Source organism: Marinobacter sp. bablab_jr008 (assembly GCF_016464145.1).
Lineage (GTDB): Bacteria > Pseudomonadota > Gammaproteobacteria > Pseudomonadales > Oleiphilaceae > Marinobacter > Marinobacter nauticus.
The window spans coordinates 71,078-95,113 of record NZ_JACDWW010000075.1; the positions used below are offsets into that span (position 1 = coordinate 71,078).

Here is a 24,036-nt window from a genome sequence, read left to right on the forward strand (position 1 = left end):
GCTTTACCAACCCATTTCCATGAAAAACAGCGCTGCCACGGAATCCAGCAGTATCACCATAAAGATAGACTGCACCACGCTGGAGGTGGTGTGTTCCCCGACAGACTGAGCACTGCCGGCCACTTTGAAGCCTTCCAGGCAACCAATGACGGCGATCAGAAATGCGAACACCGGCGCCTTGCCAAGGCCGACCAGGAAGTGCTTCAGGGCGATATCCCGTTCGACAATGGCAATGAACTGGCTGGGTGGAATGTCCAGTGCCAGAGCGCAAACCATGGCCCCGCCAACCATCCCGGAGATCATGCCGATAAAGGTGAGAATGGGGAGGCTGAACATCATCGCCAATACCCGGGGAACCACCAACAGTTCCACCGGATTAAGCCCCAGGGTGCGAATGGCGTCGAGTTCTTCATTGACCTTCATGGCGCCAATCTGTGCGGTGAATGCACTGGCGGTGCGGCCGGCCAGCAGGATGGCGGCCAGAAGCACGCCGAACTCCCGCAGGAACGAGAACGCCACCAGATCCACGGTGTAAATGGTTGCGCCAAAGTCTTCAAGAACTGTCGCGCCAAGAAACGCAACCACGGCGCCAACCAGAAAGGTAAGCAGGGCAACAATGGGCAGGGCGTTCAGGCCGGTGTCCTGTAGTGCCGCCACAAAGGGTGTTATACGCCAGCGAGTAGGCCGGGGCAGGATGTAGAACAGGGTGCCCAGCGTCTGGCCAATAAACCCGGCCAGCAACCAGACCAGCTGCCCCAGCGTGGTCACCTTCTTTCCGATCTCCGCCAGGAACGCCACGACCGGGTTAACGGTTGCGACCGCCGCCGACGGCTGGTTCATGGCTTCAGCAACCGCCTGTATCAGGGCACGCTGTTCATCCGGTAATTCGGCTCGTTCCAGAGCGCTGATCAGAGCGTCGCTGCCAAGCAATTTGACCATCAACGAGGCGCCGGCGGTGTCCAGGCGGCCCAGGCCGGAAAAATCCGGGTTGCAGGCGGCTGCGCGAGGTTTCAGGGCAGTTGTTTGCCGATTCAGGACGGAATAGTGGGACAGAGTCCAGTCGCCGGAAAACTTCAGCGTATGGCCACCGAATTCGGCGTTACCAGGAGTGTGGGCGCCAAGTGGCTGAGATAGGCCTGGTTCATTTGCCACGGAGTCACGGAGTCCCTGTTTGAGTTCTCTGAAAGCTTAAAGATTCCAGTGGCTGTCTGCCAGTATTCTGCGTTCTTCTTCATCGTGACTGGCCAGTAGCATGGTGATGCCCCGGGCTTTCTCTTCCAGCAGCATGGCGTACAGAATCTTCCGGGTCTCGGTGTCCAGGCCAGTCATCGGCTCATCCAGCAAGAGCAATGGTTGGCGCCGCAGGATGGCTCGCAGCAAGGCAACGCGCTGGCGTTGGCCACCGGAAAGCTCGCCAGGCATTCTGGGACCGAAACCTGCTAACCCGGTGCGTTCCAGCCCGGTTTCAATGGCGTGGCGTTGAGATTCATCCAGCTTGAGACCGGGGTGAATGCCAAGGCCAATATTGGTAAAGACATCCAGGTGCTCGAACAGGTTGTGTTCCTGGAACACGCTCGTGACCGGGCGCTGCCAGGGTTTTAGCAAGTGGATCGGCTTGTCCTGCCAGAGAATCCGGCCGCTGGCTGGCGGGAGAAAACCTGCAACCAGACTGAGCAGGGTTGATTTGCCGGAACCGCTCGGGCCCTGGATGGCCAGACATTCACCAGCAGGCACGGAAAAATCGAATCGCCAGAGATGGCCGTCAGGGCCATACTCGAAGGCCAGATCTTTGATCTCAAGCATGTTCAGGCTCCGGCAGTGGTTGGCTCGCAGCGGAAGTTGTTCTGGACTTAATGCCGGGAACACGGGAGAGCGATACAAAAATCAGTATCAGTAACCCCAACAGCCAGAGTCCGGTACCTGCGGCCTCCCCTAAGCGGTAACTACCCAGTTGCTGATATAGCAAAACGGGGAGAGTGGGTTTGCCGGGACTGCCGAACAGGGCGATAACACCGAAGTCACCCAGAGATAATGCCACACCATACGCCAGGGCCAGAGCAACTGGACGGCGCAGATACGGCCAATACAGCCATCGCCATCGATACCAGCCCAGGATGCCCAGTTGGTCTGCCTGTTTGAGTGATCCGGAGTCTAGGCTTGCGAGAGGTCCGCGCAGTATCTGTAGCACAAACGGCACGGCCATCAGCCCGTTGATCAGGCCCACCAGGAACCAGCCCTGCATGGTATTCCCCAATTGCGGCCTTAACAGAATAAAAAGTCCGGTCCCCAGTACCAGAGGCGGAACGATTAAGGGGAGATAGCCGGTGACGGCTGGCACTATGGCCAGCCAGCGCCGACCAGCCCGGTTGGCGGCTGCCAGAGTTAGCAAGGCAACGAGCACCGAGCCCAGCCCGGCTGGAAGGGCGATGAACAGGCTGCGGGCGGTGGCCGGCAAGAGCTGCTGGTAAATAGAAGTAGTCTCCGCCGTTGGCCATAACGCCGGCAAACCGCGCAGGATAATAGCCAGCAGTGGCGCGACCAGAAAGGCCGTGAAAATCGCCAGGAGCAGACCCGCTGAAAACCCTTGCCAGGGCCGTGCAAACAGAGGGACCGGACGTGATAACCGGCGGTTTGGCAGTACAGCTGTGTCCAGACGCTTCCTGAAAACCAGCCACCAGAGGCTGCCACAGATCAACAGCTGCAGAATGGCAAACAGCGCGGCACGGGCGAAATCGAATTCAAAGCGCAGGGCCTGGTAGATGGCGACTTCCAGGGTCGTTGTTCCTGGCCCTCCGCCCAGCGTCATGATGATGGCAAAACTGGTGAAGCACAGCGTGAACACCAGTGCCGCCACGCCGGGCAGTACCGGTTTGATGGCGGGCCAGTGTACCGCACGCCACAGCCACCAGCCGCCGAGCCCAAGCTGAGAAGCTGTTCTCATTCGTGGCGCGGGTATGGAATCCAGAGCCTGCAACAGGATTCGGGCCGCCAGTGGCGCATTGAAGAACACGTGGGCGAGCAGAATGCCGGTCAGCCCATAAAGATTCCAACCATTTCCAGGAAGCCAAGTATTGAGCAGACCGGTTAACCAGCCCTGCCGACCAAACACCGCTATGATGCCTGAGACTGCCACGATAGTGGGTAAGACCAGACTCAACTCCATCAGCCGCAGAATCAATGTGCGACCAGGGAAGCCTCTGTAGCGGGCGAGGGCGGTCGCTACCGGGAGCGCCAGCGCCAGGCTTAACAGGACAGATAAAAAGGCCTGCCAAAGGGTAAATCGGACCACGCTCTGGAAATAGGAACTTGCCAGCGTGCGCCCCGGATCCAGCTCTCCGGCCTCCTGTAGTATGCTCCCCAAGCCAAGTGCCACGAGCAGCAATAGCCCGGTGCCGAGTAACAGGCCGGGCCAGATTTGCCAGCCAGGATGGCTGAAGGGGGCGGCACTCGCGTGTGTTGGCATCACATCAGTCGGTCAGTGCATCAAGCCAGTCGTTCACCAACTGTCGGCGAATGGTGGCAACTTTCGCGGGGTCTATATACAGGGCTTCGGATGGTGTAATCAGCTTGTCGAAAACGTCTGGCAATTCATCGCCAAGATCAACCGCCGGATACATCACATTCTTCAGTGGAAGATGACGCTGGAAGTCCGCGGTCAGCATGAAGTCCAGAAACTCTCTGGCAAGTGTCTTGTTATCGGAGCTTTCCACCAGGGCGGCGACTTCCACCTGCAGGTAATGTCCTTCATTGAAACGGGCCGCCTGATAACGGTCAGTTTTGTCGATAGCCATGTGATACGCAGGAGAAGTGCTGTAAGAGAGGATCATAGGCGCTTCGCCATTCATGAATAGCGAGAAATAACCGTCACTCCAGCTTTGGGTGGTTGCGAGAATCTTGTCGCTGAGCTGCTGCCACTTTGCTGGCGCTTCATCACCATAGACGGCATGCATCCAGAGCAACAGGCCGAGTCCCGGTGTGCTGGTGCGCGGATCCTGAATGATGATCTTGAGATCGTCTGGCGCGTTGACCAGTTCTTCAAGGCTTGAGGGCGGTTCCGACAACTGCTCTGTATCGTAGACAAAGGCAAAATAGCCCCAGTCGTAGGGCACGAAAGTGTCGTCGTCCCAGTTAACAGGCAATGCCAGGCGTTCCAGTGATTGGCCGTGGCGGCCCAGAAGGCCGGTTTGCCGAGCGGTCTCCATGGTGCCGGTATCCAGCCCCAGAACCACATCTGCCGGGGTGGAGCTTCCTTCCAGCCGGAGCCTTTGCAGAATGTCTCCGCCGCTGTCCAATACCGTGTAGTTCAGGGAGCAGCCGCATTGGGCTTCAAACGCCTCTTTAACTGCGGGCCCCGGGCCCCATTCGGCGGCAAAGGAGGGATGGGTATACACATTCAGGACGGTCGGTTCATCGGCGGCAACCATCAGCGGCAGCGACACGGCGAACAACGCGGGAATCAAGCGTGAAATCATACATGGGCACCTTGTTCAGTAGCGGGGGTGCCATGCCGCGAACACCACGAAAGGTGGTGACTCAATCCCTACGCCGGTATTAACCGGGTCAGGTTCCGCGGGTATGGTCTCAGCCCTTCCAGGCACCCCGTTGAGTTGAGTCAATGCTATCACGCCGGAGCCACACCCCGGAATTCGTATGTTTGATTACTGCTTGTTTATTTTTTGTACGGCGATGACGGGTGTCTCATTTTTTATTGATAGAATGGGGCATTTTTTGATCTGCGGATTTATGCAGCTTCTATCTGGTTGAGAGGTAAGTTTGATGCCAAAGCATCACAAACGACGAAAGATTTCTGCCCTGGTTGCAGGCGCGCTTTTTACCCTTGGGTTGTCGGCCGCAGGCCACGCCCAAACCGCGAACGAGGAGATGTTTGGACGTTTGGCTTCCGCGGCTCCCAAGCTCAGCCCACAGGTTCTCGAAGCTGCACTCAAGGCAACCCGTTGCGCCATCAGCAATGGCACGGCCATGCCAGAGCGGCTGGCGGTGATCGACTTCTCTTTGCCGTCCTCCAAAGAAAGGCTATGGTTGTTTGATCTGAACGAAGGAGAATTAATCCTTCGTGACCTCGTGGCTCACGGTAAAAACTCTGGTAATGCTGAGGCAACCGCATTTTCCAATATCGAGGGCAGTCACAAGTCCAGTATCGGCCTGTTCAAAGCCGCCGAATCCTATCGGGGTTCCCATGGCTATTCGTTGCGCCTTGATGGATTGGAACCGGGTTTCAACGACCTGGCTCGTCAGCGGGCAATTGTTATCCATGGTGCAGACTACGTTCAGGACAGCTGGGTAACAAAGTACGGCAGAATCGGCCGTAGTCATGGCTGTCCGGCGGTAGACAATCAAATCATCAAAACCGTGGTAGACGAGCTCAAGGGCGGACAGCTGGTGTTTAAATACTACCCCGATCAGGAGTGGCTCCAGTCCTCCAGTTACCTGAACTGCGATTCCGCCGGGCAGCTGGCCGGTGCGCGAAGTACCACAGCGGTGGTTGGAGATCGATCCTAAATCGTTGCTGGCTAAACTTTGTGCAGATTTTCAGTAAAAACAGAAAGTTGAAAAAAAGGTGTTGACGGCGAAGGCGGAATCCGTAGAATACGCAGCCGTTGACGAGGCAATGCCTCGGAAACATTAGAGCGGGAATAGCTCAGTTGGTAGAGCACAACCTTGCCAAGGTTGGGGTCGCGAGTTCGAATCTCGTTTCCCGCTCCAATTTCTCCAAGTCTCTCAATGCCTCCTGAGAGCAAAAGCCAGAATCCAGGCTTCCCCGGCGCGGTGGCAGAGTGGTTATGCAGCGGACTGCAACTCCGTGTACGCCGGTTCGATTCCGACCCGCGCCTCCATTTTTCCCAGTGTTTCAAACGAATTTCAGCGATCAGAATAGTTTTATTCTGCACTCAGGAAGTTCTCCGAAAGTTTCTCGAGGCTCGAAACCGGCCTATCCGTAACGCTGAAACCTCGCATTCATCCCTCCAGATACTCAACTTCCTGACGAACTGCGATGCTTGTTTTCTCAGCCGAATCTGACTGATAGAGCGCGCTGTTTGAAATACTATGTCGCCCATGTCAAGGATTGCGAGCAGGCGCAAAGCTGGTTTGATTCTTTGAGATTGATTAAGGTGACGCGTTACGAACAGTCAGTCGCTTGAAACTACCAATCTGACAGAGAACCCCCAATGTCCAACACCGCGGTTCGTTACCTCACCATGCTCAGAATGGTGCCTCGTTTCCCGAAGACCATCACCACTAGTGAACTTGCAGAGCGCCTTGATGATCATGGTTTCCGGGTCACCATGCGATCAATACAGCGGGATTTGGAGAAACTGAGTCTGGACTTTCCGTTAATCGTGGATGAGGAATCCCGACCGTACCGGTGGTCTTTCGATCGTAATGCAACGATTGATATTATCCCGGCACTCGACCTACCTGCCGCGTTAACGTTTGAGTTGGCCAGAGCCTACCTGTCACCCATGCTGCCACCACGGGCGCTATCTCACCTGAAGCCCCATTTCGACGAAGCCCATCGCACCTTGCTCCGGGAAAAGAATCCTCTGGGTCAGTGGCCAAACAGAGTGCGTGTCATCAACCGCGGGTTGGGTGGTGAACGGCCGGCTATTGATGCGGATGTTCTGGAAACCGTTACCGAAGCCCTGTTACGAGAGTACAAGTGCAAGCTGACCTACCAGGCTCGTAAATGGGCCGAGCCTGAGGAGATCGTGGTACACCCGTTTGGACTGATTTTCCGGGATCCGAATGTGTATCTGATTGGCACCATCGAGGGCAGGGAAAGCACGCGCCAACTGGTTCTGCATCGAGCCACCACAGGTGAGTTGATAGAAGAACCATCGGATAGACCAGAGGATTTCGACCTGGATTTGTACATCCGTTCGGGCGCCATGGGGATTCTCAAGTCCAATGAACCGGTTTACCTGAAGTTACGTTGTGACAAACCGGCTTTGAACCATCTGATTGAATCACCTTTGGGATTTGACCAAATCACCAATGAGATTGACGACTCAACGTTCGAGATTGCCGTTACTGTGGGCGACACCCAGGATTTGCGGTGGTGGCTGACGGCGCAGGCGATTCATTGCGATATTCTGGAGCCTGAATGGCTAAAACAGGAAGTAACCTCAACGCTCGAGCGCTGTTTGTTTCGAATTAAATCTTAAAGGCTGAGCAACTCGAGAAGTGGATGGCAGTTATTTGCTCGAAATGCTTTGCTGAGAACGAGCCGCGGGCTGAGAAGCTCCGCGACGTCTTTCTGAATATTTAACTGGCATTGAATCCCAGGTTTGGGCAGATAAGGTGCACCATTTTATCTGATTTCCGACGGTAATCGTCGCCGGCCCAAACGTAGGCCTTGATCCAGATAGTCACGTCTTGATATTGGAATCTGATACAGCTTGCACCGTCCATGTGTTTGCTTGTTCTCGGAATGCCTTCCTTCCGCTCAAAGACAGTGGCAACGAGCCCAACACGATAATCGCGTCCACTGTCCTGTTGGTACTTCACGGAACTGAAATCGGCGTTGGAGAATTGATAGAGCGAGTGTCGCTCAAGATCGAGTTCAGTATTTACGCCATCTGCAGGCGTAGTGTAGGGGTGACTGTGATAGTCCCCTAAAAATGTCAGTTCCGGGTAGAAGACGGATACGAAATCTGCTTTGGCTTCGTAGCTCTCTTCTTTGTCAATTACAAAACCCTTTCCTCTGTGAGCTGCTGTTGACACGTCGGCCATCGCAATCCGAAAAACCTCTTCACCTAGCCCCGATTTGCTTCGATAGCCCCAGAGGTTACCGAAAGTTTCAAGGTGCTTTGACTCTTCTTCAGAATCTGGGTCTCCGTGATCAATGGCATAGGCCTCCAATGCAGCAGTCACTATCGTGAAAAAGGCTTGGTCTGAAATTGAAACAAGACAGTTCGACATATTGGCCCCGGCAGAATAAAAGAAATCATATGCTCTTTTATCTGTACATGAAATTCAAGAGTGCTTCGAAGTGTGATGCAGCGCTTAACGGCTACCAAATCCTGTTGTTTGCACATGAGGTAATTTTTTAGTCTGTCGCAAACAGTGACTGAAAATAATTCGAAGAAATGAGGAGTCTGTATGAACAAAGAAGACATTCCAAAGCTGGCTGAGAAATTACTCAGTGATTACCTCCATGAACCTGGCGGGGTACTCTACAGTAGCCATGAAACATTGAAGCCAGGCAAAGTTTACCTCTTAGGATTCAATCCGGGAGGTAGTAATGGGAGCTCACTGGCGAATAGCTTGGACACCATGCTGTCACACACTGAGAACGCCTATATTGATGAATGTTGGTGTAATGGCAGTGGCTCGTGGGATAGTGGTGAGGCGCCCTTGCAGCGGAGAATAGACTGGTTGCTTACTGAGCTCGGTTTGGAGACACGTGAGGTTTGTGCAAGTAATTTGATCTTTCTGCAGAGTAGAACGGTGAAGGATATCGGTTATGAGCTGGCTGATATCTGTTGGCCGGTTCATGAGGCAATTATGGACATAATAAAGCCAAATTTGATTTTGGCTTTTGGTAATTCCCAGGTATCGCCATACGAGTATTTGCATTCAAGATTTGGGGGGAGCCAAGAAGAGCTGCCCGCCGGACATGGTAGCTGGAGGATCAAAGGATTTTCCTGCCAAATAAATGGTCGGCCAACATACGTCGCCGGCCTGCCCCATCTCAGCCGATACTCCCCAATTGACAAGCACGACGTCACTGAATGGCTCAAAACCAGATTAGGTTAGCGACACAGCGTGTCGCCTTCGGCCTTCAGAATGCACGTAGATCCTCTGGAGGCCCGCTATGCTGTTATGGAAAGAACTCATCAATGAAGCCCACGAGCCGGACTATCCTGCATCCTCATCCAAAGACGACCTGAAGCTACTGCAAATCTACCTCTGTCGGTTGTTCCTCATCACCGGGTATAAAAAGGAATTCCGTCTCGTTGGCATGGAAGAGTCGGACGTTTTCCTTGGGCTGAAGCTGCCGACAAGAGATGATGGTGAGGTAAGCGCCCCCGTCTTTCTGGAGGCAGTGCGCAAACGTGAGCAACAGCTCACCCGAAGCCTGAAAGGCAAGCCGGAACTGTCCTTTGAGCCTCTGTTGGCCAACCTGATCAAGCTGCTGAAGCCGAGCGTGGTTGAGGTCAAACTGTTGATCTTCGCCATCCTTCTCCTCAAACACCCGAAGGCTAAGGATGTCATGCGGGATCTGGAGATTAATGAATTTGGAAACTCGGTTAGTGCTCTGGCCAGGGCGATGCGAGAATCCGGGAGAACCATTGCGGCGGCGTTAGATCAGGACGCCATGCTTTGCCAAATTCGCCTGTTGGAGGAACCGAACCAGAACAGCGATATCTGGGATCTGGTAGAGGCCGGGCCGCTCCTGAGTCAGCTGGTGGTGGCCACCTCTGAGCAATGTGAGGCAGGCGCCACAGAAGACATCGAACAGATGCTGTTCAAGCACATCTGCCCGCCAGGACCAGCGGCACTGCATTCCATCGCCGATTTCAGGGGTGTTCCTGATCTTCAGCTGATGCTGGATTACCTGCAGGATGCTCTGAATAACAAATCTCGTGGCAAAAACATTCTGCTCTACGGCAAGCCCGGCACCGGGAAAACCCAATTGGCCAGGGCCCTTGCGGAAAAGCTGAGTGCGCCGCTGTATGAAGTACCCACCAAAGACAGCCACTCTGGCGCCATGACCGGCCGTGTTCGCCTGGACGCTGCCAAGATGGCGCAGATGTTTCTGGAAGATCGGCTAGGCGCCGTTCTGCTGTTCGATGAAATGGAAGACGCTTTCCGCAAATCCGATCAGCTCGCCAAAGGCTGGTTCAACCAGATGCTGGAGGAGAATCGCGCCCCGGTGATCTGGATCAGCAACAACATCAGTGCCGTCGACCCTGCTTTTCTGCGGAGGTTTGATTTCATTGTTGAGATCGAGGGCACAGGTAGTGATCGCCAAGCCGATAAGCTGAAACAAACGCTTTCTGAGTTACCCGTTGCTCCGGCCTGGGTATCGGAAGTAGCCAGGAAACCCTGGATGACGCCCGCTCTCGCGAGAAATCTGGCCGAGGTAGGCCGCTATCTTCCGCAACGCCAGGTTATGCGTAACCAGCATCGCCTGGAGACCATGGTCCGGCAGCGGCTGGAAGTGATGGGGGAGAGGATGCCGGGCCGTATTCTGCCCAAAGCTCAGAAGTCCGATTTTCCCGAATTCCGGGCCGAGTGGATCAACACCAAACCGACACTTTGGAACGTAGAGCGTTTCGTTCGTGAGGAAGGCGGCGCCCGAATCTGCCTGTATGGCCCGCCCGGTGCCGGTAAAACCGCTTATGCCCAGGAACTTGCCAAGCGCCTGAACAAACCCTTTATGCTGCAATCCGGCAGTGATCTGCTGGGCATGTACGTCGGCCAGACTGAAAAGAACATTGCCGAGATGTTTGACAAAGCAGAGCGTAGCGGTGCGGTGTTGCTGCTGGATGAAGCAGACACCTTTCTCTATAGCCGGAATATCGCACACCGCAGCTGGGAGATCAGTGCTGTCAACGAATTCATGGTTCGCCTGGAGCGCTTCGAAGGCGTTTTCCTCGCTACCACCAATCGATTCGACAGTTTTGACAAAGCCATCCTTCGCCGCTTCCAGATGAAAGTGGAATTTGGCTACCTGACCCCGGAGCAGGTGAAGGCCATACTTGCAGCCTGCGTTGTGGACTCGGACAAGACCAACAACCTGACACCGTCAGAGCTGGCCGAACTGGACCATCTCACACCGGGCGTTATGCGAGCTACCGTTCAGAACCTTCGGCTGCGAGGATTCCGGCCACGTACAGGCCGATTGCTCGATGCCCTGAAAGAGGAGCAGCGCCAGCAAACTGAGGGCCTGCTCAGCCAGCCCATCGGCTTTGTCCAGTAGAGGAGAGCGTAAGTGATTAGAACGCCAAAACCAGCCTGGAAAGTCGGCTGCGCCTACCCGGTAAACTCAATGACCATTAACTGGCAGAAAGCGGCGACGCTGAACAAGGCAGAGCTTGCAGTTCTGTCGCCAGAGTTGAATCGCCTAATGACAGGCAAGTTGGTAGCAACTGCATCACCGGACTGGCCTGCCATTCTTTTATACTCCCAAGGGCGCTGGGACGCGCTCTCTGAACAACTTAGGGCATTGCCGAATGACAATCCAGATGCCCGGAAAGTGCAGCGTCGAGTGCTGGGGAATGCCCAATATTTCGACGTGACAGAGCCCCTAGTACTCGAGCAGCCATTATCCGAATTCGGAGGCTTCACCAGCGAAAATAATCGCTATTGGCTGGTCTGTTTTGATGAGACATCGGCGGAACTCTGGTCTGAACACAACCTCATCAGTATCGCCGAAACTACCAAGCCGGAGGAGAGTCGCCTGATTCAATTCATGCGAGGCGAGGGCCGGGACCACCAGGGCCGAACGATCGATGAAATCCTCGCCTTTGATGACTTCTGGCTGGAGTACACCCACGATTTCGTGCAGTGGCTGTTTCCCATTCCGGAAGCCAGTCGAGCCAATCCGATGGCACCGGTACTAACCCAAGAAGACTGCGACGTTTTCAAACGCGATACCGATCTAAGGCAGCAACAGACAAAAGCGCTGGATCGAATGCTTGCTTTCTACGGTCTCGTGCGCCGGAATGGTGTGATAGAGGCCCTGCCGGGATTGAACCCCAGGGACCATATCTGGTTGAAAGCGGGGGGCCATAATCACCTTCGCATTACCCGCATCATCCGGAGCCTGCACTACTGCCATCAGCCTGAGTTGGCGAGGGCGGTTCAGGCGGCGTTCATAACCCTTGGGCTGACCCAAGGGTATGTAAACGAAACCTCCATCGGCTATTGGCGCAGCGCAACCAAGTAACCTTGAGAACTCGAATAGGTTTGTGTAACACGATCCTATATGTCGCTTTCCAGGAATATGATATTTTTTCCGCGGCCGATAGCCCGCTTACCATCGACATTTGAAGATTAGTACGAGGAAGTCGAAATGAAATCCAACAAATTACTTGCTGCTCTGCCATTACTCGCCATTGCAATGTCCGCACCGGCGTATGCAGCCAGTGACCGAACCGGCTATTTTGGTGTCACGGCGGGCCAGGCAACGGTAGATGATTTGTGTGATGGTATCGAAGTGTCCTGTGATGACGACGCTGTCTCCTTCCGGATTCATGGTGGTACAGAGCTCACTGATTTCGTCAATCTCGAAGTGGGTTATCGCTACATCGATGATGTTGAAGCCTCGGGCTTCATCAGTGGTGTCGCTGTTGCTGCCGCTATCAATGGCCATTTTGTCGACACAACACTCCAGCTCGGTCTGCCTGAATCAGGCCCGTTCAAGGTGTTCAGCAAAGCCGGCTTGATGGTGTGGCGTCTTAACTATGAGGTTGAGGCAAGCAACGGCTTTCTGTCCATTTCAGAAAGCGACGATGATAGCGGCGTTGCGTTTCGAACGGGCCTTGGCATGAGCTACCAGGTTTCCGAGCAGCTGCGTTTGCGCGCAGACTGGGATCTGCTGCTGAATGTTGGCGATGAAGACGAGACCGGCGAAGCGGATATCAACGTATTCTCCGTTGGCCCCGAATTCCGGTTCTGAGACCCTCTCAATTCAGGTGCGCCAAGGCGTGCGCACCTGAATCAGCCCACATTAGCCACCCCAAACGGAATATGTACCATCGGCACATTGCCCGCCTCAGATTCCAGGTGGGATCGCTGATCATCAAAGAACATATGCGGCTTTAGCACACTCAGTATCCTGTCCTTCTTCATACCACCCAGGAAGAACACCTCATTGGCATCTACGCCCCAGTGCTCCAGAGTCGTGATCACCCGCTCGTGGGAAGGGGCATTGCGGGCGGTGACAATGCCGGTTCTGAGAATACGCTGATAATCAGGGGCTGCCTCTACCGCTTTATCTTCCAGCTTTTGGAGATGAGAGAGCTTTCGGAATAGGTCAGCCAAAGGGCCCGGGCTGTGCGGAATGTGGGAACGGGAGGTTTCGTGTTCTTGGAACTCTTCCAGAGAGCCAGATTTATAGACCTTTTCCGATGCATCATCCGCAATCACACCGTCGAAGTCGAAAGCAATCCTCAGCTCTGTATCGCCTTCATCGTCCACCACCTGGCTTGGCAATACTGTGCCGGCAGGGTGTCCGTAGTCGATAGCCTGTAGAACGTCATTCTCGTTAGCTGACAAGAACAGCGAAGCGTTGAATGCGGGAATGTAGGGGTAGGGCGACTTACCCTCCAGAAAGGCGGCGCGGGTTATATCCAGGCCGTGGTGGTTGATCGAGCGGAACACTCGCTTGCCGGTAATCGCGGAGTTGCGGGATAGCAAAACCACCTCAACAGGGGATTTATCCGGAAACCGTTGGTTAATCGCCAAAAAGCGCCGGACAAAAGGGAACGCAACGCCTTTCTCCAGCGGAGAGTCCAGATTTGCTTCCTGGTATTTCCGGTAGGCCTTTTCGCCCTGCATTCTGAAAACATGGTCTGAATCAGACAGATCGAACAGAGCGCTGGACGCAACGGCTATAACCAGCTTGTCTTCAATCGGGTAGGGCATAGTTGAACCTTTGAGTCTCCGTTGATCTTTTCCGGCAACCTAAGACACGCAATTTACCATAGCCCCCGCATCTCATCAGAGCGACCGAATTTGTCGCATGGTCGCGTTAGAGTTAACAGACAATGAGGGAGGGCATAACGTGATCAACAACTTTAAAACGGATCTGATTATCCGGGTGGCCGCAAAGTCACATAACGACATTCTCAAAACAATGGGCTACGTGCGACCTACCGCTGCGAATCGAAAGCGCCTCCAACGAGTGTTGGAATGCCCTAACTTTGGTCTCGGTGGGGGCGGATTCGACTTCAAGTACAGCAGCAAAGATTTCCTCGGAGCCCTTTGTCGAGCAGTCGGTATGGAGAAGCTAGTGGTTGAACAGCGTATTGCAAAACTCATTACCCGTTTGGAGCAGGAACGGCGAGCTTTCAAGCCTTATATCTGGATAGACACTGATTTTATGCGAAAAAGCCAACCGTTATTCGCTTTGGCAGCTTGCGACCACCAGCGTTATCTGCAGTTTGTTGAAGGGTTCTGGCGCTATTCATTAACTGATCAATTAGGTGAGGCCCAGAGTCGCATTCGGGCGCATGTTGCTGAAACGGGGGGAGAACTTGGCATCTGGGGTAAGATCAAGCAGTATTGGTTTTATTACGAAAAGAACGCAGCCTACCTTTTTAACCTGCATGGTGAAGTGGTTGGTAAGCTGTGTGGGGCGGAATCGGTTGGGGTAGTCAGCGGGCGCCAACTGGGCGCCATTAATTCAGTGGTGCAGGCGGCCCGGCAATAACGAATTCAAAAGGAAATGAATGATGTATGACTTGATAGGTGACAGACACGGCCACGCAACCGAACTTAAAGCTCTCCTCACCAAAATGGATTACCGTGAAATAGACGGTGTGTGGCAGCATCCCGAACGTAGGGTAATCTTCCTGGGTGACTTTGTAGACCGCGGCCCTGAGCAGGTGGAAACCGTCACCATTGCCCGCAGTATGGTCGAGAACGGCCAAGCCCTGGCCGTGATGGGTAATCACGAATTCAATGCCGTGGCCTGGGCCATGGAAGATCCGCAGAGCCCTGGTGAGTACTTGCGCCCCCATACCGATAAAAACCTGGACCAACATCAGGCGTTTCTTGAACAAGTGGGTGAAGGCAGTGAGCTGCACCACAGAATGGTCGAGTGGTTCAAAACATTACCTGTGTACCTGGACTTGCCGGAATTTCGTGTTGTTCATGCCTGCTGGCATCCGCAACATCTGGCCGCGATTGGCAAGTACACCGATTCAGAAAACCGGTTGCTTCCAGAGGCGTGGGAGCAAACGAGTAGGGAGGGGAGTGATGCCTATGAAGCCATCGAGACTCTGCTTAAAGGATTGGAAATCCCTTTGCCGCGAGATCACCATTTTTTTGACAAAAATAACCACAAGCGAAGTAATATCCGGACTAAATGGTGGCAGCAGGGCGAGTTGACCTACCGTGATCTTGCCATGGTTCCCGGCGACGCGATCGACCAGATACCGCATTTGCCGGTTGCCTCTCATGTCTTGCCAGGCTACGACGGTGAGAAGCCTGTATTCGTCGGTCACTACTGGATGAAAGGCGAGCCTGCGCCGCTGAATGAGCATATTGCATGCTTGGACTACAGCATTGCGGGTGACTCTGACGGAAAACTATGCGCTTACCGGTGGGATGGTGAGCGTGAACTCGCCAAAGAGGCTTTTTGTTACGTCAGCCGTCTCTGAAAAAAGAAAAATCGATAAAAAACAGGGTACCAAAAATGGATTTTGTCAGTTTGCTTTCGCACCTACTTCCTGACTTTACTGCTTTATCAAACGGCACACCACAAGGCCTAGCAACGTTGTTTTGGCTGCTTATGATTGTGATTTTTTTGGTCGCAGTCATCGCAGTTACTCGTCATTTTCTGCGTTTCAAAGGCAGGTTGGGTTCGCTCAGAACCCTCATCAGTGATCAAGATAAGAAATCGCTCGCGAGCAATCGTCGTGAAGTTTTGCAAAAAGCTTTGGCCTTAAAGCAAGAGGATGTTGGTAAGGTTTGGCGAGAATTTGATGAGAGCCTGGTGATTTCGGGCGATCAGAAGGCGCTGTTTAACACCCTGGATGCTGATCATTTCTTTAACGCCAGAACCCTTGCGCCTGGCCTTACAGGAAGTCGTTTGCTTGCGGCGACGCCAAGCTTCTTGGTGGCGATCGGTGTGCTAGGGACTTTCGTGGGTTTAACGGTTGGCCTGGATAGCCTGAACTTGAGCTCCCGCTCTGACATCCCCGAACTGCGTGATGGTATTGATCGACTAATTCAGGGGGCGACAGTTGCCTTTATGACCTCTGTTTGGGGTGTGGGTCTTAGCCTACTACTCAATATGGTTGAAAAGTTTATGGAGCGCTCGGCGTTATCCAAGATTAAGTCGGTGCAGCAAGAGATCGATTTTCTCTACCCAAGAATACCGGCAGAGCAGTCTTTGGTTCACATCGCCGATAGTAGTCGGGAGAGCAAGGAGGCACTTCAGGAACTTCATGAGCGTATAGGTGATCGGTTACAGGAGAGTATCAAAGGCGTTTCTGATTCGATGGAAGAGGCTTTTACCACGGCGTTAAACAAGATTATGGCGCCTGCCATTGAGTCTCTAGTCAGTAACGCAAGCCAGCAGTCCACTCAGGTTCTCGAGCGGTTGGTAGGCGATTTCGTTGAGGGCGTTAGCGGGGCAGCAAAAAATCAGGGGGCATTGCTTGAACAGGCGGCTTCCGACGTGAACACTGCTGTCACTGATATGAGCCACCAACTTGGAGAGCTCTTCACAAAACTCAACGAACAGCAAGAAAGACAGCTTGAGAATTCACGGCAACAAGCCAGTCAATTTGACGACCAGATTAGTCGGGTTGCGGACTCCGCATCAAGCAGCCAAAAAGCGTTGGAGGACAAGTTCGGTCAGCTGATGGCTAGTTTCTCAGAACAGGTCGAAAGACAACTGGAGGCTGCCGATAAGAGAGCTGAGAGGGCATCAGAAGGATCTTTGAAACGCGAGCAGAAAATGGAGCAAATGTTCGCGGTTCTGACCGGTCGGACTATGGAAAGCCTCAAGTCACAGATTGAGGCGGCAGATGAGCGAGAAGGTCTTAGACAAGAACGTTTCCGAGAGCAGAATGAACAAGTCGCCGAGCAACAGCAACGTCTGCTTAATGAGATTGCGGAATCTGTCAGAACAACGCAAAAACAAAGCCTGCAATTGGCTGAGCAGCACCGAGAAACTCTCCAACAACTCGCTAGTGTTACCGGTTCCATTTCCGAGAGCAGCAAACATCTGGATAGTAGTGCAAATCAGCTTGGCCTACTCAGCTCCCAGGTAAAACAAGCCACCGACCTATTGGGCACCCGTATGTCGGAGGTTTTATCAGTCATAGAATCTGCCGGCGAGCAGAATGCATTGCTTTCAGAACGACTGAGCGAACAGTCTAGACTGCTTGAAGGCCTCCAACGGTCGATTCAAGCTAGCGTAGAGCAATATGGCAATGCTGCAAAACTAACAAACGAAGGTTTCGCTGAGCTCAAACAGCATCAACAGGAATGGTTGAGCTCAATCAAGACTGAATTCAGTGGGTTATCTGAGAATCTGGCCAATCAGGTTTCTGGTATTGAAAAACAGGCAGAGTCCTGGCTGTCGAGTTATTCCACACAGGTGAACCAACAAATCGAAGACCGCATGGACAAATGGAATAACAGTTCTCGAGCTTATGCCGACTCCATGCTGCGGGTGGTCGAGAATATGAACAGTATTCTTGATGAATTGGAGACCCGCTAATGGCGCTGCTCCGGTCTCAGAAGCACGTGTCGGTAGACGAAGAGAATCCTTACTGGATGTCTTTCTCCGACATTATGTCTGGGTTGTTGGTGATTTTTATCTTGGCCTCAGTGATCTTAATCCTCCAGTTGATGGAGCTGCAGGAGGAAGCGGAGCAAGAGCGGGAGCGTTTGCAGGAACAAGTAGAAGAAGTAGAGGAAGAGATTAAGCTGCTTCGAAAAGCGGAGGAGGTTCGACGAAATATCCTAACAGAGGCCGCAGAGATTCTTCAAAAGCGTGGAATTCAGGTCGAAGTTAGCGAGAACAGTACGGTTCTCAGGATTCCAAACCAGTTGCTAGGATTTGATACTGCCGCTGACCAAATCGGCCAGCAATATCAGAATACCGCTCGCGAAATTGGTGAAGTGCTCCACCAGCTCATTTCTAAAGAAGACCGGTCCGATTATCTGGATACCGTTTTCGTAGAGGGGCATACCGATAGCAGGCCGTTTACCGGACGGTTGTGTGGCGAAAAAGGTAATTGGTGTTTGTCTACATTCAGAGCTATCTCACTCTGGCAATTCTGGGAGCGCTCACTTCAGGAGCGTGCCAAGTTGAGCAGCCTGAAAAACGGAGAGGGCAAACCACTTTTCTCCGTGAGTGGGTACGCGGAAACCAGGCCCGTCGTCGAAAATCAGCGTACTGCAGATGACTATAGCAAGAACCGTCGAATTGATATTCGATTTACTATTCGACGGCCCAGTAGCGAGGACTATGAAAAGGTCCGAGCAAAGGTAGATTTAACGAAATGAAGCTGCCTCAGCCCCCGCAACTTAAAAAGGAATGGCCGGAACACGTTCAGTCCGGCTGGTCTAATCTCATTAATCAGGCCGAAAGTTTCGCTCAATCAGCGGGAAGTGGCAGTGCCTTTGATTCGATGTGTCAAAGGATAGTCAAAGCAATTAATAATGGCGACTTCGGCGACGTTTATGACGCTTTGGAGAAGCGCCTTGGCGCAAGAGCGCTAACCTGGCTGTGGTGTAACGACGAAAAAATTCGGAAAATCAGTTGTAGACAGTCAGTTATAGAGGTGTTGGTGGAGGCCCAAAACCCTAGGCTTACCCGAACAACCTTCCTGCAGTTATGCCAGCTTTATTTTCAGGAGTTTGACCACCTTGAAAGTATAGAGCCTGGGCTTTCCTCTAAATTAGAAGCGGTACTCCGGGACCAAAGCAAAAAACAACCTCGTCAGACGCACAAGCACACGTCGAGAGATCCTGTTGCGTCGATCAAGGAGAATGTCAACTGGCTGATCGGCAGTGAGGGCCCCTCCTATTTTTCTCGACAGGTCCGTGAAAGTGGCCAGGAACTTGAGCAAAAGTTCGCTGCGCTTGGCTTGGTCGGCTATGACCAAGGGCGGTATGGGGACCTATGCCGGGCGCACTACTATATTGAGACTCTCAAAGAAGTGGAGCTCGGCCAGTGGGATCCTATTTTCGATGAACTTCTCAAACCGTCAGTCAATCGCGCTCCTTTCGGTGAAGGCAAAAGGATAGGCCACGTAGCTTTGGAAATCCTCATTGATCGAGCGGGCTCTGAAGTCTCAGAAGCTTGGCAGGATTTCGTTCTAGGCGTTGCCGGAGATCCTCGAATCAACAGTTCGGCGACAAATTACCAGGAGTGGTGGAGGCCTTTGGGCGCCGCTCGGGTAGACAAAGTCAGGGGATGGCTTTCCCGAGAAGACCTCAAGCTCTTTCTGCAAGCCCTGGAACAATACGGAATCGAGAGTGGAAAATCCGACTTGCAGCGTATGTTTCCTGCACGAAAACGTTTCCTTGAGGGCCTCTATAATCAGAAACTCATTCGCAACACGCGCTTGATGCTGGGTAGGTCGGCAGAGGGCATTGTTAAAAGACTGCTCGGAGATGAAATTAAAACCAATTTTGCGAGCTTGGAGGGCGGACTCGCGGATAAAGCTATCATCTACGTTGATTGCAGCGATTTTTACCTCGTAGAAGGCTCCCATAGTTTCAAGATTTGGGTTTATCTCGCTCCGCCGGGAAAGCTTGTTCCATCGTATGATTGTTCGTCATTTACTCACGGTGAGCTGACTCATATCACTCCGTCGCAGTACAGCGCCATGTACGGTTTGCCCTATGAAGCTGTGACTCATAACGGTACGTGGCAGTCCAAGGTGATCAATTTCCTTGCTGAGCAAGGTGTCGAGCTCGATATAGAATCCCTGCTAAGTCCAGCCGAATACCGGGGGCACCTCGCGATCCATGGTTATCCGGTAGTGAAGACACCGAAGGTACGTGTTCCGGAACCAAAGGAGTTGCCTGGGCATCTGGAAGTTAGGATGCGTCAGAGGGCCCAGAGACGACCCCCGCCAAAATTTCAGGATCTTTTCTCAGAAAAAGCACCTTCCAGCGCTGCTGATCGATTCTTGCGCGGAAAACCATCAACAACTGCACAAGAGCGCAGAGATGCCTACGTTCAAAGGCAGCAGAGATTTAAAGAGGACAGGTCTCAAAATCTATCTGATCAGCACAAAACGGTTCTGGGCTATCTGGCGCATAATCCAAATGCGAAAGCGAGACATGTCGCTTCGCTGCTTGGCTTTTCTCTAAAGGAGCTCGTTGCTATGTTCGCGGGCCCGCTGGAGCCTTTTGTTGAAAGAAAAGACCTACATACCTGGGTGGTAAAGTCCGAATTCATCAATAAGTTCAAATAAACAAAAAGGAATTTTATGGGCCTTTTCGATCTACTGCGCTCAATGGTTTCAGGTGAGAAAGAGAACGTCTCTCAGCAAGCAGGTTTTGAGCTGCGAGCAGACTCCTCTGGTGTATTGTTCTTCATCGAGCCCACAAAGTTTGACGAACTCAAGCATGGTCAAGGGCCAGCTTTTCAGAAGATGCAGCTGATTGCCCTTCGAATGCTTGAAGAGCAGGGTTATGCGGAACCTATGGCGAATGGTTTCCACATCGGCGCTGAGAATATCGCAGGGCTTGATGATGAGCAGGCGGACGTTCTGAGCTTACCCCCAAGGTTTCCCGGGAGTTTTCACGCTGAAATCAATGGCCGTTCAGGAAATAGCGGATTTCGCGTTAATGTCACCGCGTTGATTGATGGTCAAAGTACGCCGTTTTCAAGGAAAGGGCCTTTTCTGAACCTCACGTCGACAGAGACCTATCGCCTTACTTCCCCAGAACTGTTTGCACTTGAGGCCTGGGAGCATCATCAGTATTTGCCTCCAGATGATAGAGGCGAAGGAGCGAATCTTCGTCTAATGGCCGAGCTTCAGACTGCTCAGCGTAATGGAATGAATCTGGACTTGGGGCATTTCCAAAAATTGGATGTTGTGGTGCCGGAGGGTATAGGCGTTGTCGCAACCAAAATGCCCGATGGCAGTCTTTTCCTTAGCCCAAGTCTTGGTGATGGATCGACCCCTGAAGAACTGGGCAAAAGGTGGGATCAACTCGATTTCGATAAGGACACCGGCGGTGCTCTTCGAATTGGAAAGCGGGTAGTTCTTCTGGAACCAGAAAAGGTAGCGGCGGTAAAAGAAGTATTTGGTAACCGAAGGATTCCTGCGGACAAAGTGCAGGAATTTATCGAAACCCCTGGCGCGTTCCTAGACGCATCGCTGGTCAATCTCGAGCTTGGTTTTTCGGTGCGAGTTGAAGGTGTTGGTAAGCTCCAGCATATGGAGTTCGGTGAAGCTGACGCCAAAAAACAGGACTGGTTTGCACTTGATAAGCTGCCCGCGCCTCCCGAGTCTCTGCCCAACGTTATTCAGTCAGAAGAAGAGTTGGCTCAATTCCAAGAGGCAGTGGACGCAGCGTGGGGGCAGGGTGCAGACATCCTATCTTTTAATGGCGAAACCATCGATATCTCAGATCGAAACGCCGTTGGATCTCAACTTGAACAAATTACTGAGAACCTGCGAAACCCATCAGGCATTGATGAACCGCAGATCAATGATACTCCAATCAAAGAAGAGAAGCTCAGTCTTGTTCTGAAGGAAGCCGAAGAGCTACATCAAGAACTTCGTCAAAAGGGCAGAGAATCGCAAGGCGAGGCGGAGCCTGACTGGGGTATGTATGCGCGGCAGCCGTTCCCTCATCAAAAGGAAGGGATTTCCTGGATGCTGAGCCTGATCGAGCAGGCTCGGAGTGAAAATTCCGGTGACCTGTATCGTTTACAGGGTGCTTTGCTGGCGGACGATATGGGTCTTGGTAAAACGTATATGAGCCTTGTCGCCGTTGGCGAATATTTGCGGCGACAAAAGGAAGCGAGTAAGCAGCAAAAACCGATATTGGTCGTTGCTCCTCTTAGCTTGCTTGAAAATTGGGAGGATGAAGTAAGAGTTACCTACAACGGCATTCCCTTCAAAGACATTGTCGTTCTGCAGTCTGGGCGGGATTTGGCGAAATACCGGGTCAGAGGCGAAAAGCGAGAAGCGGCGCAGATAGCAGCGATTCTGGATAACGATCAGGTCTTAGACGAAGATGCCATTCGTTACGCATTGCACATAGGCCCCGACGCGGGCACCAAACGACTCGATCAGGAGCGTCGACTGGTACTTGCAACTTACCAGACACTACGCGATTACCAGTTTTCCCTTTGCAGAATCGATTGGGGGTTAGTGATTTTTGATGAAGCTCAGAACATCAAAAATCCCAATACCCTTCAAACAAGAGCAGCAAAAGGGCTGAAAGCAGACTTCAAATTACTGGCGACAGGTACGCCAGTAGAGAACAGCCTGGGGGATTTCTGGTGTCTGATGGACACCGCCCAGCCTGGTTTGCTCGGGAGCTGGACTACTTTTCGGGATACCTGGATAAAACCGATACTCGAGGCAGATGAAGAGAACCGCGATTCAGTTAGAGTGGCGTTGGGGAAGGATTTGAGGGATGTCGTAGGCCCGTTTATGTTACGCCGGGTGAAAGAAGACCAGCTCTCTGGTTTGCCAGCCAAGACGATTCGTTGCGGAGTGCCTCAGTCTGACCATGGTAACGTTGTTTACAGCCAGGAACTCACCAGCACCATGGAGGGTTTCCAACGACGGGCTTACGAAGACGTTTTGAGAGAGTATCGCGCGCAACAAGCAACTGAAGACATGCGGGGTAAAGCGCTTTCTGTGCTGCAGCAACTCAGGGAAATCTCACTCCACCCCCGTCTTCGACACGAAGCAGAATTGGTTACCAATGATGCCCGATCCGCGAAAAAGGTGATGCAGGAGTCATCCAAGTTGGCGGTCCTTCTTACTTCTTTGGACGCCATTAGGACGCGAGGCGAAAAAGTCATTCTGTTCATGGTTACCAAACGTCTGCAGCGTCTTCTTAAACTTTGGCTTGACCAGATATACGGCCTCGACATCGCCGTTATTAACGGTGATACCGCTGCCGTCTCAAAAAAATCAGATGTGCTCAGCCGCAAGCAACTGATTACGCAGTTTGAGGCTAAAGAAGGGTTCAATATTCTGATCATGTCTCCGGTAGCAGCTGGCGTCGGCCTCACCGTTGTGGGAGCAAATCACGTAATCCATCTGGAACGGCATTGGAATCCTGCAAAAGAAGCCCAGGCATCGGACAGGGTTTATCGGATTGGTCAAACAAAGCCGGTCAGCATCCATCTGCCTGCGGTTCTACACCCTGAGTACGATGCGTTCGATGTTCACCTGGATAGATTGCTACGCGGAAAACTGATGCTGAAGGATGCAGTGGTGACGCCTGAAGCTGTTAGCGAGAATGAGGTTCTCAAGTCGATGGGACTTTAGATCGCAAGCTTGCGTTGGTCGAAAAACCGATGAAGGGAATCAACTATGCCTAAAGAGAAACACGAACTAAATAAGAATTGGGAAGCGGGCGCGAAACCTATTACTCGTGGCTTAATTATTGACCAGCCGTGGATCGATAAAATTCTCAAGGGTTATAAAACCTGGGAAATGCGAAGCGCCCGAACAACAATTCGAGGCCCCATCGCCCTGATCGAGAAGGGTAGTGGGACCATTGTTGGTGTTGGTTCAATTCTCGATTCCATCGGCCCATTGTGCTTTGAAGAAGTTTTTGAGAACGAGATAAAACATAACGTTGGCCCGGAGATCTATACCCGAGATGGCTACAAGTGGAACCACGCCTGGGTATTGGGCGACGTCTTGCCCCTTGTACAGCCAATAAAATACCAGCACAGATCCGGTGCAGTAGTTTGGGTCGAGTTAGATACCGTAGCGATAGAAAATCTACAGGCTGCGTTAGTCGAAATTTTTTCAACGACACAAAACGTCGGTTCTCGTTCCAAATCCGCAAGTGCTGAGCAGAAGACGTCGAAGATACCCTATGCAAGGGATGGTAGTTCATTCTGCATAAATCTCTGCAACAAAAACGGATATTTTACCGTGGGTGAGAAAGGTTCCGAGCAGCGCTTTTCCAACTATTCAGCTGCATTGGAATACCTAAAACGGATGCCAACCGCAAAATGGCGCAGGCCAAATTTGAAAGGCAACTGGGGAATAGTAAGCGCTATAGGATGGCAAGATGCCACAACAACTACTGACGGTAGTGATAGCCGCCAGAATCCTGTGAGTGATTAATCGACAGGGAGTGGAGTCTTGCTTCTGGTTGTTT

Annotated in this window: 19 protein-coding genes, 2 tRNA genes and 1 riboswitch; of the genes, 15 read left to right on the forward strand and 6 right to left on the reverse strand. The window is 52.5% G+C overall.

Annotation, left to right across the window (positions count from 1 at the left end; translation table 11 throughout):
- Nucleotides 1-3: 3 nt before the first annotated feature.
- The 4 genes from JIF53_RS15470 to thiB are packed head-to-tail and all read right to left on the reverse strand — an operon-like array spanning nt 4 to nt 4,472.
- Nucleotides 4-1,152, reverse strand: coding sequence for an ABC transporter permease (locus tag JIF53_RS15470; protein ID WP_199453205.1), 1,149 nt, complete (start codon nt 1,150-1,152; stop codon nt 4-6).
- Between the two features lie 36 nt (nt 1,153-1,188).
- On the reverse strand, nt 1,189-1,803 hold the full coding sequence (locus JIF53_RS15475; RefSeq protein ID WP_011784706.1) for an ATP-binding cassette domain-containing protein: 615 nt from the start codon (nt 1,801-1,803) through the stop codon (nt 1,189-1,191).
- Nucleotides 1,796-3,463 carry an ABC transporter permease subunit gene (locus JIF53_RS15480; RefSeq protein ID WP_199453207.1) on the reverse strand — a complete coding sequence of 556 codons (1,668 nt, stop codon included), beginning with the start codon at nt 3,461-3,463 and terminating at the stop codon, nt 1,796-1,798. Before JIF53_RS15480 ends, JIF53_RS15475 begins: the two co-directional genes overlap by 8 nt.
- Nucleotides 3,464-3,467: 4 nt before the next feature.
- Nucleotides 3,468-4,472, reverse strand: a complete 1,005-nt coding sequence (gene thiB / locus JIF53_RS15485) for a thiamine ABC transporter substrate binding subunit (RefSeq protein WP_011784708.1) — start codon at nt 4,470-4,472, stop codon at nt 3,468-3,470.
- A 48-nt stretch (nt 4,473-4,520) separates the two neighbouring features.
- A riboswitch (TPP riboswitch) is annotated at nt 4,521-4,612 on the reverse strand.
- A gap of 164 nt (nt 4,613-4,776) precedes the next feature.
- Here thiB and JIF53_RS15490 point away from each other — a divergent pair.
- The 4 genes from JIF53_RS15490 (at nt 4,777) to JIF53_RS15505 (ending at nt 7,184) form a co-directional block, all read left to right on the forward strand.
- Nucleotides 4,777-5,520, forward strand: a complete 744-nt coding sequence (locus tag JIF53_RS15490; RefSeq protein WP_199453209.1) for a murein L,D-transpeptidase catalytic domain family protein — start codon at nt 4,777-4,779, stop codon at nt 5,518-5,520.
- A 128-nt stretch (nt 5,521-5,648) separates the two neighbouring features.
- Nucleotides 5,649-5,724 (forward strand) — tRNA-Gly (locus tag JIF53_RS15495).
- 57 nt (nt 5,725-5,781) lie between these two features.
- Nucleotides 5,782-5,855: transfer RNA gene (locus JIF53_RS15500), tRNA-Cys, on the forward strand.
- Nucleotides 5,856-6,188: 333 nt separating this feature from the next.
- Nucleotides 6,189-7,184 (forward strand): helix-turn-helix transcriptional regulator, encoded by a 996-nt coding sequence (locus JIF53_RS15505; protein WP_199453211.1) that lies wholly within the window; start codon nt 6,189-6,191, stop codon nt 7,182-7,184.
- Between the two features lie 100 nt (nt 7,185-7,284).
- Here JIF53_RS15505 and JIF53_RS15510 read toward each other — a convergent pair whose 3' ends face one another.
- On the reverse strand, nt 7,285-7,941 hold the full coding sequence (locus JIF53_RS15510; RefSeq protein WP_199453213.1) for a hypothetical protein: 657 nt from the start codon (nt 7,939-7,941) through the stop codon (nt 7,285-7,287).
- 180 nt (nt 7,942-8,121) lie between these two features.
- Here JIF53_RS15510 and JIF53_RS15515 point away from each other — a divergent pair, with 180 nt between their 5' ends.
- From JIF53_RS15515 to JIF53_RS15530, 4 genes are all read left to right on the forward strand, one after another.
- On the forward strand, nt 8,122-8,778 hold the full coding sequence (locus JIF53_RS15515) for a hypothetical protein (protein WP_199453215.1): 657 nt from the start codon (nt 8,122-8,124) through the stop codon (nt 8,776-8,778).
- Nucleotides 8,779-8,836: 58 nt separating this feature from the next.
- Complete coding sequence (locus JIF53_RS15520) at nt 8,837-10,948, forward strand: AAA family ATPase (RefSeq protein ID WP_199453217.1); 2,112 nt, start codon at nt 8,837-8,839, stop codon at nt 10,946-10,948.
- 69 nt (nt 10,949-11,017) lie between these two features.
- Nucleotides 11,018-11,917 (forward strand): opioid growth factor receptor-related protein, encoded by a 900-nt coding sequence (locus JIF53_RS15525; protein ID WP_199453219.1) that lies wholly within the window; start codon nt 11,018-11,020, stop codon nt 11,915-11,917.
- A gap of 126 nt (nt 11,918-12,043) precedes the next feature.
- Complete coding sequence (locus JIF53_RS15530; protein WP_199453221.1) at nt 12,044-12,649, forward strand: outer membrane beta-barrel protein; 606 nt, start codon at nt 12,044-12,046, stop codon at nt 12,647-12,649.
- Between the two features lie 41 nt (nt 12,650-12,690).
- Here JIF53_RS15530 and JIF53_RS15535 read toward each other — a convergent pair whose 3' ends face one another.
- A complete protein-coding gene (locus JIF53_RS15535; protein WP_199453223.1) occupies nt 12,691-13,617 on the reverse strand; it encodes a 5'-nucleotidase in 927 nt (308 codons plus the stop codon).
- Between the two features lie 139 nt (nt 13,618-13,756).
- Here JIF53_RS15535 and JIF53_RS15540 point away from each other — a divergent pair, with 139 nt between their 5' ends.
- From JIF53_RS15540 to JIF53_RS15570, 7 genes are read left to right on the forward strand one after another with little or no spacing between them, the layout of a single operon-like run.
- A complete protein-coding gene (locus JIF53_RS15540) occupies nt 13,757-14,404 on the forward strand; it encodes a hypothetical protein (protein ID WP_199453225.1) in 648 nt (215 codons plus the stop codon).
- Nucleotides 14,405-14,423: 19 nt separating this feature from the next.
- Nucleotides 14,424-15,356, forward strand: a complete 933-nt coding sequence (locus JIF53_RS15545; protein WP_228285581.1) for a metallophosphoesterase — start codon at nt 14,424-14,426, stop codon at nt 15,354-15,356.
- Entirely contained in the window at nt 15,335-17,428 is a 2,094-nt protein-coding gene (gene zorA, locus JIF53_RS15550; protein ID WP_199453227.1) for an anti-phage ZorAB system protein ZorA, read from the forward strand. Before JIF53_RS15545 ends, zorA begins: the two co-directional genes overlap by 22 nt.
- Nucleotides 17,428-18,219 (forward strand): OmpA/MotB family protein, encoded by a 792-nt coding sequence (locus JIF53_RS15555; RefSeq protein ID WP_199453229.1) that lies wholly within the window; start codon nt 17,428-17,430, stop codon nt 18,217-18,219. Before zorA ends, JIF53_RS15555 begins: the two co-directional genes overlap by 1 nt.
- Nucleotides 18,216-20,141 carry an EH signature domain-containing protein gene (locus JIF53_RS15560; protein WP_199453231.1) on the forward strand — a complete coding sequence of 642 codons (1,926 nt, stop codon included), beginning with the start codon at nt 18,216-18,218 and terminating at the stop codon, nt 20,139-20,141. The genes JIF53_RS15555 and JIF53_RS15560 overlap by 4 nt, the downstream gene beginning before the upstream one ends.
- Nucleotides 20,142-20,156: 15 nt before the next feature.
- Entirely contained in the window at nt 20,157-23,189 is a 3,033-nt protein-coding gene (locus JIF53_RS15565; RefSeq protein ID WP_199453233.1) for a DEAD/DEAH box helicase, read from the forward strand.
- A gap of 45 nt (nt 23,190-23,234) precedes the next feature.
- Complete coding sequence (locus JIF53_RS15570; RefSeq protein WP_199453235.1) at nt 23,235-24,002, forward strand: ASCH domain-containing protein; 768 nt, start codon at nt 23,235-23,237, stop codon at nt 24,000-24,002.
- Nucleotides 24,003-24,036: the final 34 nt, after the last annotated feature.